7 protein-coding genes and 1 pseudogene are annotated in these 7,637 nt (G+C 46.8%); 5 read left to right on the top strand and 3 right to left on the bottom strand.

The features are described 5' to 3' along the window. Positions 1-165: pseudogene (locus tag Q0546_RS12015) on the bottom strand (phosphorelay protein); the annotation flags it as partial. Between the two features lie 84 nt (positions 166-249). On the opposite strand from Q0546_RS12015, the gene panB reads away from it, so the two are divergent. The 5 genes from panB to Q0546_RS10480 all read left to right on the top strand — a co-directional run bounded on the left by panB (position 250) and on the right by Q0546_RS10480 (position 6,206). Then, entirely contained in the window at positions 250-1,053 is an 804-nt protein-coding gene (gene panB, locus Q0546_RS10500; protein ID WP_298792838.1) for a 3-methyl-2-oxobutanoate hydroxymethyltransferase, read from the top strand. Positions 1,054-1,249: 196 nt separating this feature from the next. Beyond that, positions 1,250-2,137, top strand: a complete 888-nt coding sequence (locus Q0546_RS10495) for a tetratricopeptide repeat protein (protein WP_298792836.1) — start codon at positions 1,250-1,252, stop codon at positions 2,135-2,137. Positions 2,138-2,394: 257 nt separating this feature from the next. Beyond that, on the top strand, positions 2,395-3,414 hold the full coding sequence (ruvB, locus tag Q0546_RS10490) for a Holliday junction branch migration DNA helicase RuvB (protein ID WP_298792834.1): 1,020 nt from the start codon (positions 2,395-2,397) through the stop codon (positions 3,412-3,414). 265 nt (positions 3,415-3,679) lie between these two features. Beyond that, positions 3,680-4,720, top strand: coding sequence for an AI-2E family transporter (locus Q0546_RS10485; protein WP_298792832.1), 1,041 nt, complete (start codon positions 3,680-3,682; stop codon positions 4,718-4,720). A gap of 151 nt (positions 4,721-4,871) precedes the next feature. Beyond that, positions 4,872-6,206 (top strand): OprD family outer membrane porin, encoded by a 1,335-nt coding sequence (locus Q0546_RS10480; RefSeq protein ID WP_298792830.1) that lies wholly within the window; start codon positions 4,872-4,874, stop codon positions 6,204-6,206. Between the two features lie 316 nt (positions 6,207-6,522). Here the strand turns inward: Q0546_RS10480 and Q0546_RS10475 are convergent, their stop codons facing one another. Together Q0546_RS10475 and Q0546_RS10470 are read right to left on the bottom strand one after the other, a co-directional pair. Next, on the bottom strand, positions 6,523-7,173 hold the full coding sequence (locus Q0546_RS10475; protein ID WP_298792828.1) for a hypothetical protein: 651 nt from the start codon (positions 7,171-7,173) through the stop codon (positions 6,523-6,525). Positions 7,174-7,403: 230 nt separating this feature from the next. Further along, positions 7,404-7,637, bottom strand: a 234-nt coding sequence (locus Q0546_RS10470; protein WP_298792826.1) for a ClbS/DfsB family four-helix bundle protein, incomplete at its 5' end; no start/stop codon positions are given.

Raw genomic sequence — 7,637 nt, 5'->3', positions numbered from 1 at the left:
ATGAAAAATTCTAAAAAGCTCGCCGATATAGCCGCTATACCTATCCGGCCTGGTGAGCCCTATGATGAGCGGTTCCATCAGATCGCACATCAAGGAGTAATGCGACAAAAACTCCTCCACGATATCGTAAGAGTAGTCTATCTCGAGGCTTCTTAGTATTCCCATTTATTTTCCTTAAAACTATTATCGTGATTGTAACATTTTTTTGATAAAATTAAAAATAAAATACCTAAATTTAAGGAGGAATTTATGTTAAAAAATGATAAAAAAGTTACAATTTATGATATAATTAACAAAAAGGGTGTTGAGCCCATCATTATGATCACGGCTTACGACGCTCTTTTTGCGCGGCTTTTTGATGATTACGTCGATATTATTTTGGTCGGCGACAGTCTAAATATGAGCTTTAACGGCAAAAAAGACACCCTTAGCTTAAAAATGGACGATGCGCTTTATCACATTAAGGCTGTTTTGCAGGGCGCAAAGCATGCTTTTGTCGTTGCTGATATGCCATTTGGTAGCTATCAGGACGAAAAATCCGCGCTAAAAAACGCGACTAAATTTATCAAAGCGGGCGCGGATGCAGTCAAATTTGAAGGCGGTTTAAAAGCCGCTCCTATCGTAAAAAGGCTAGTGGGCGAGGGCATAAACGTGATGGCCCACATCGGACTCATGCCTCAGTTTGTGCGAAAAGAGGGCGGCTACAAGATAAAGGGACGCAGCGAGGCTGACGAAGCGCGCTTGATCGACGAGGCGAAGGCGCTTGAGCGTGCTGGAGCGTTCTCGGCCGTGGTCGAGGGTACGTTAAGCCCGGTTGCGGCAAAGGTCGCAAAGAGCGTGCAGATGCCTATCATCGGTATCGGCGCGGGTGCCGACGTAGACGGACAGGTACTCGTGTGGAGCGATATGCTCGGGTTTTTCGACGAATTTAAGCCAAAATTCGTAAAACGATACCTTGACGGCGCAAATTTGGTGCGAACGGCGGTAGAAGCCTACGCTCGCGAAGTTAGAGAAAAGACCTTTCCGAGCGAGGAGTTCGAGTATAAAATTTAGCTTGTTTTGGGCAAATCTAGTCGACGGGGCAAATTTGATCACCCGGCAAACGGCGGCAAATTTGAGCCTTAGGCGTTAAATTTGACGAACAGAGTTTGAGTTAAATTTGAACGCTTGCATTTACCCGCCCCTCGTCAAATTTGACGGGTAAAATTTGGCTATCAAAACAAGGCTAGTTAAAAACAAGGAGCGTGTTTTGAAAATTTTATTGATTTTAGCGACGTTTTTTAGTGCGCTAACGGCTTCAAATCCGAATTTTGGGCTAGGCATCGATAGTCTTGGCGAGCAAAGCGAGCAAACGCAGAACGAGAGGCGATTTTCTAAGCGCGAGGAGGCCGCGAGACAGGCTATCGAAAATGCCGATTATGACGCGGCTTTTAAGATCTTATCGCCGCTTTGCGAGGAGGGCGACGCGATGAGCTGCGCGGCACTGGGTAGCATGCATTTTAGCGGGCTAGGAGCCCAGAAAAGCAGCGAAAAAGCCGAGCTTTTCTTTGTAAAATCGTGCGAGCTGGGAAACGGCACGGGCTGCTTTGACCTAGCGCTTTTAAACGTCAAGGAAATTTTCGGCCCTAAAGATGAAAATAAAATATTTCGCCTCTACGAAAAAGGCTGCGAGCTGGGCTCTGAGGCGGCTTGCAACAACCTGGGCCTCATCTACGAATCGCAAAACGATCTCAAAAAATCTGTAAATTTATACGCCAAAGCGTGCAGGAAATTTGACGGCGCGGGCTGCTATAACTACGGCAGAATGATGCATGAGGGGCTGGGCGCAGAGCGCAATCTAGCAAGCGCGTACAAGGCGTTTGACACCTCGTGCTACATGAAAAATGCGCTTGGCTGCTATGCTCTGGGCTACGTTTACGAGCACGCACAGGGCGTGGAGTTCGCGGTTTATGACGCGTACGACGGATATTCGCGCGCTTGCAAGCTCGGCAACGACGACGGCTGCAGGGCTCTGGGCTTTGAAAACTACGAGAAAAATATCGAAATTTACGAAAAATTCGAGTCTATCGCGGAGGGTTGTAAATTTGGCAACGATAGTGATTGCAAGCTTTTAAAGGCTAGGATAGTGGAGTTTTAGGCTCGGGCTGATTTTTGACGACACTCGGTGATTTTCCCGTCAAATTTAATCTGATTTTTGAGATTTATCAGCTTCGGCGAGGCGGATAAATTTTATCTTTTATTTGAAAACAAATTTTACTTTCATACGATTTTAAAATCATTTACGGCGTCAAATTTAGCGCCTAAATCGAAGCCTGGTTTCAAGCGAGCCCAAAGCCAAAACTTACCCAAAATTTTGTAAAATGCGGCAAATTTACGAAAAATAGAGCCGAAAAAATGGATAGAATAGTCGAAATAGAAAAAATAAGCTTCGAGAACGATTTTGAGGTGTCGCTACGCCCAACGCGCTTTGAGGACTACATCGGACAGGAAAAGATAAAGCAAAATTTAGGCATATTTATAAAGGCCGCTAAAAAGCGCGGCGAGTGCCTAGATCACGTGCTTTTCTATGGGCCGCCGGGCCTTGGCAAGACGACGCTGGCGCACATCATCGCAAACGAAATGGGTGTGAGTATCAAGATGACGGCCGCACCCATGATAGAAAAAAGCGGCGATCTAGCGGCGGTGCTGACAAATTTGCAAGAGGGCGACGTGCTATTTATCGACGAGATACATCGCCTCAGCCCCGCGATCGAGGAGGTGCTGTATCCTGCGATGGAGGACTTTCGCCTGGATATCATTATAGGCTCGGGACCTGCGGCGCAAACCATCAAGATCGACCTGCCTAAATTTACGCTCATCGGCGCTACGACGCGCGCGGGCATGATTTCGGCACCCCTGCGAGATAGATTTGGCATGGATTTTAGGTTGCAGTTTTATACCAGAGAGGAGCTGGCTCGTATCGTGCAGATCGCCTCGGTAAAGCTCGGCAAAGAGTGCGAAAAAGCCGCAGCTCTCGAGGTCGCCGCTCGCTCGCGCGCCACGCCTAGGATCGCGCTGCGGCTACTAAAGCGCATACGAGATTTTGCTGAGGTAAACGACGAAGCCGTCATCTCGCAACCCCGCGCCAAAGAGGCTCTGGACGCGCTTGGCGTAAACGACATCGGCTTTGACGAGATGGATATCAAGTACCTAGAAATCCTGCTCGCCGCCAAACGCCGTCCGATGGGTCTAAGCACGATCGCGGCGGCTCTAAGCGAGGACGAGGGCACGGTCGAGGATGTGATCGAGCCCTATCTGCTCGCTAACGGCTACATAGAGCGCACCGCCAAAGGCAGGCTGGCTAGCGCCAAAGCCTACGAGGTGTTTAAGCTCAAATTTGATGGGGATACGCAAAAGGGATTGTTTGAGGAGTGAGGTGGATTCGGCTTTTTTAAGTCGGTCGCCTTTTGCTAAATTTTATCCAAGCAAAATTTGAGCTTTTAAATTTGCTGCCATCTGGTTAGTCAGCCGTCAAATTTGACCGCATTCGTTATATGTTCGATTTAAAAGTACACAGGAATTTAACACGCTCAAATTTCTCGTCAAATTTATCAGCCGCCATAAGACTACCGTGCCCAAGCGCCGCCCGTCCGCAAAACCCCGCAAAATCTGATATAATAAGCCCCTCAAAAGGAAAAAAATGAATAATCGAGTGTTTTTTGGCATCTTCGCTCTTTGCGCGCTGGCGCTAGTCGTGTACCTTTTTAAGCCGTTTTTGCTAAATATCTTTATCGCCGCCTTGCTAGCCGTCGCCACCTCAAACGTAAACGTCAAATTTTTACAGCTAACCAAGGGCAAAAGGACGCTCTCGGCGGCTCTTACGACGCTAGCGCTGTTTTCGCTGTTTATCGCGCCGCTTTTGTACGCCGTGATCGAGCTAGCTAAACATGCGGCAAGCTTTAACACCGGCTACATAACAAACACGCTAAATTATTTTCAAAGCGGGAATTTTCAGCTGCCCGAACCGATCAAATTTCTAGAGCCCAAAATCAAAGAGATTATCGCCGATATCGATGTTAAAGCTATTTCCACCAACGTGCTTTCTAGTCTTGGCGGTATCGGCAAATCAAGCGTGAACTTTCTTTTCGACATGATTTTTATCCTCGTGTTTTTCTTTTTTGCGGTGCTTTACGGTAGCGAGCTTGTGGGCTACCTAAAAAGCGCGCTTCCGATGAAGGAGAGCGAGAGCGAGTTTATCCTCAGCGAAGTGGCTAACGTCATGAGCGTCGTACTTTATTCTATCGTTTTAAACGCGATTTTGCAGGGCTGCCTTTTTGCTATCATCACGATTTCATACGGCTACAACGGCTTTTTGATGGGCATACTCTTTGCCTTTACCTCGCTTGTGCCAGTCGTTGGCGGCTTGCTTGCTTGGGGGCCCATTAGCCTTTACGAGTTTGCTAACGGCAACACCGCGGCCGCTATCGTCATCGCCGTCTATACCATCGTCGTGATATCTATCGTCGCAGATACGTTTTTAAAGCCGATCGTGATTAAATTTATCAACGACAAGCTTGTAAAAATCCCAACCAAGATCAACGAACTACTGCTGTTTTTCTCGATGATAGCAGGTATTTCGACGTTTGGCTTTTGGGGGCTTATCTTGGGGCCTGCGATCGTGACTTTTTTTATCTCTACTATTAAGCTTTATACATTGCTTAAAGAGCGTTCGGTCGTGTAAATTTGCCTAAATTTGGCGATATTTTTAGTAAATATCACAAATCTAACACGAATTTTATTATTTTCTGTGCTATAATCCTTAAATATAAAAATTAATGTTCTGCATTAAATTTGCGGAACGTAAATTTGCTAAATTTAACCAAGGAGTTTTTATGAAACTAGCAAAACTAAGTTTGGCCGCCGTTTTGGCGCTTGGCTTTTTAGGCGCCGCAAACGCAGCCGATACCTTTGGGGAGGCGTTTACTAAAGGAAAACTAGCAGGCAAGATCCAGGCTACATATGTGGATCAAAAAGACGAGCGCGCGCCGATACACGACGAGCAGCTGACGTCTATACAGCTTGAGCTTGGATACGTGACCGATCCGTTTTACGGCTTTAGGCTCGGCGTTACGGGGCAGGGCAACTTCTTGCCGTTTAACAGCATGAGAAAAAGCGGCACCTTGTACGATAAAGAGTGGAGAACTCAGGGCGCGGTAATGTCTGAAGCGTATCTGGGCTACGGTATAGGGCAGACCGATATAAAATTCGGCCGTCAATACGTAAACACTCCGCTAGTAGCGGGCAACCCGACTCGCGCGTTTAAAGAGGCGTTTGAGGGTCTAACGATTGTAAATAAAGACATCCCAAACACCACCTTGATCGGCGGCTGGTATTATAAATTTCAAGGCAGAAGCGCCGTCGTAACCGGCGGCAAAGAGGGGCGCGCTCCGCACTTTAAAGATAGAGTCGTCGTCGGCGGCATGGGACCCGTGGCTCACGAGTTTGATAACATCTTTACCGGCGCGGTCATCAACCAAGGCATACCGAATCTAAAACTAACCGGCGCATACGCTAGAGTGACCGATCTTAGGCGCGGCGCTTTGCAGGGCGACATCAACTTTTACCTAGCCGAGGCTAACTACAAAGTACCCGTCGGCGACTTTAAACTCGGATTTGACGCGATGTATAAGGGTTCTCGCACTACAAGAGGCTTAGAAGATCTAAACTACGACGGAAATATGATCGGTCTAAGAGCGGGCATTTATGATTTTGTGGGCTTTAGCGCCTCTTATGCCTATACGACCGTCGGAGACAACGACGCTTTGGCGTTTGGTCTAGGTAACGGCCCTGGCTCATACACGCTGCTTCCTATCCGCGGACCTTTCGTGTTTACAGGATATGCGGGCATGAATACGCATAAACTTTTGTTTGAGTACGACTTTAAAGAAGTGGGTGCCGAAGGCCTAAAAGCAAAACTGCATCTAGTAAAAGGCAAACAAGACGCCCCTCACCGTAATGCCGGTCCGACCGCGGCTAACACGCATATGAACGTCAAGGGCTGGGCGGCTCAGGCTAACTACGATATGCCGTGGGTCAAGGGGCTAAGCGCAAGCGTCACGTATACGGCTCTTGAGAGAAAGAACTTTGATACCAGAGGAGCCGTTAGAAAGACCGATAACAACGAGCTTTGGCTGCAGCTCGGATATAAATTTAACCTTCTAAACTAGCTTTTAGCCACGCGGACGCAAATTTGACGCGTCCGCTACTTCTTTTTATTTTGTGTTATCGTCGCAAATTTAGCTTCGTAAAATCGGCATAAATTTGATCTTTTTGGGCAAATTTGCACTTAAATTTAAAAGATAAAATCAAGAACCGTTAAATTTGATAAAACGAGATTTGAAAAAATAGCGTGGATTTAAAGGCTGAAATTTGTCCGTAGCGATCTAAATTTACTTTCGCGCTTTGTATGGATCGGCCGAAAATAAAAGCAAATTTAAGCTTGCAAGAGCAAATCATTTGCCCTAGCAAGCTATAAACGAAACCTTATCTGTCGTAAAATTTACCGAGTATGCCGCTGCCGATCTCCTTGCGTTCGCCGTCCTCTATCATCACGGCTTTGCGGTCGATATCGACGGTTTTATCGGTGTTGATGATAAATTTGAGCTCATACGAGCGCGAGTTTATCTGTTTTGGCATATCTCCGAAAAATATCGGCTTTGGCGGGCGTTGCGAGTCGAGTGCAGCCCATTGAAACTGGCTTACGAAGGTGCTAAATAAGAAGGCCTTGCCGTTTAGTTTGTATTTGTTTACGAGCTCGTCCGCGATCGCATCGTTATCGCAGTTTACGGGCGCGCTGAAGCTACTTTTCTTTGCTTTTTCTTCGTCGTATTTGCAAAATTTATTCGCCAGCGCCAGCATCTCCTCTTTGTTTGCGTCGCTGTTGCCTTCGGTTTTTAGTTCGTTGTAGTTATTCATTATCCGCTCTAGCGTCCTTTCTAGGCTTTTTTGCGCGTCGTCTTTGGCTTTTTGCACGGCCTCTTCGTAGCGAGCGTTTTGTTTGTCAAATTCCGCCTTGAGCACGTCGCTACTAACCTCGCAAGTTGCCTTGACCAGTTTTAGATCGTTTCCGCTAACGTCTTCCCATTTTACCTTTTGGCAGCCCTCGTAGCCGTCAACGGCGGCGCCTATCGTCATTGATTTTTTATCGGTAGCGTGTAGTTTTTGACGATATCGATGTTGTTATCGCCGCATCCTGTTAGCGCCAAAACGGTAGCTATGAGAGAAGATTTTATTTTCATTCGTTCTCCTGAAATTTAAAAGTCTAAATCTAGCTAAATTTAGCTTAATGTTAAGACGCATTTAAAGCGATGGGCGACCGAATTTGGCGAATTTGCCTGCCTAAATTTGACTAGTAAAGCGGCAGATCACAAGCTAGTTTTTAGACTTCTTTTGTGCTTTCTTATCTTTTTTATCGCCCAGTCGTAGTGTGATGAGGTGCTGCCGGTAATGTAGGCGGCGAGGTTTAGGTTGCCCGTGAAGTTAAAATATCCGCGCGCAAAAAGCTCCTCGTCGCTAAAATTTGTCGCAAGCCGCATAGTTTTTTCGTGTGTTTGCGCCAGCAGAGTTTTAGCCTCGTAAAGCGGCGTATCTTGGTGGTT

Origin of the sequence: uncultured Campylobacter sp. (assembly GCF_937997465.1) — a bacterium.
Classification (GTDB): domain Bacteria; phylum Campylobacterota; class Campylobacteria; order Campylobacterales; family Campylobacteraceae; genus Campylobacter_A.
Note: the sequence above shows the minus strand (reverse complement) of the source record. Positions and strands in the feature narration are given on the sequence as shown.

Excerpts from the sequence above, each read along its gene's own strand:
- panB (WP_298792838.1), top strand. The coding sequence starts at position 250 with ATGTTAAAAAATGATAAAAAAGTTACAATTTATGATATAATTAACAAA.
- ruvB (WP_298792834.1), top strand. The coding sequence starts at position 2,395 with ATGGATAGAATAGTCGAAATAGAAAAAATAAGCTTCGAGAACGATTTT.
- Q0546_RS10485 (WP_298792832.1), top strand. The coding sequence starts at position 3,680 with ATGAATAATCGAGTGTTTTTTGGCATCTTCGCTCTTTGCGCGCTGGCG.
- Q0546_RS10480 (WP_298792830.1), top strand. The coding sequence starts at position 4,872 with ATGAAACTAGCAAAACTAAGTTTGGCCGCCGTTTTGGCGCTTGGCTTT.
- Q0546_RS10475 (WP_298792828.1), bottom strand. The coding sequence starts at position 7,173 with ATGACGATAGGCGCCGCCGTTGACGGCTACGAGGGCTGCCAAAAGGTA.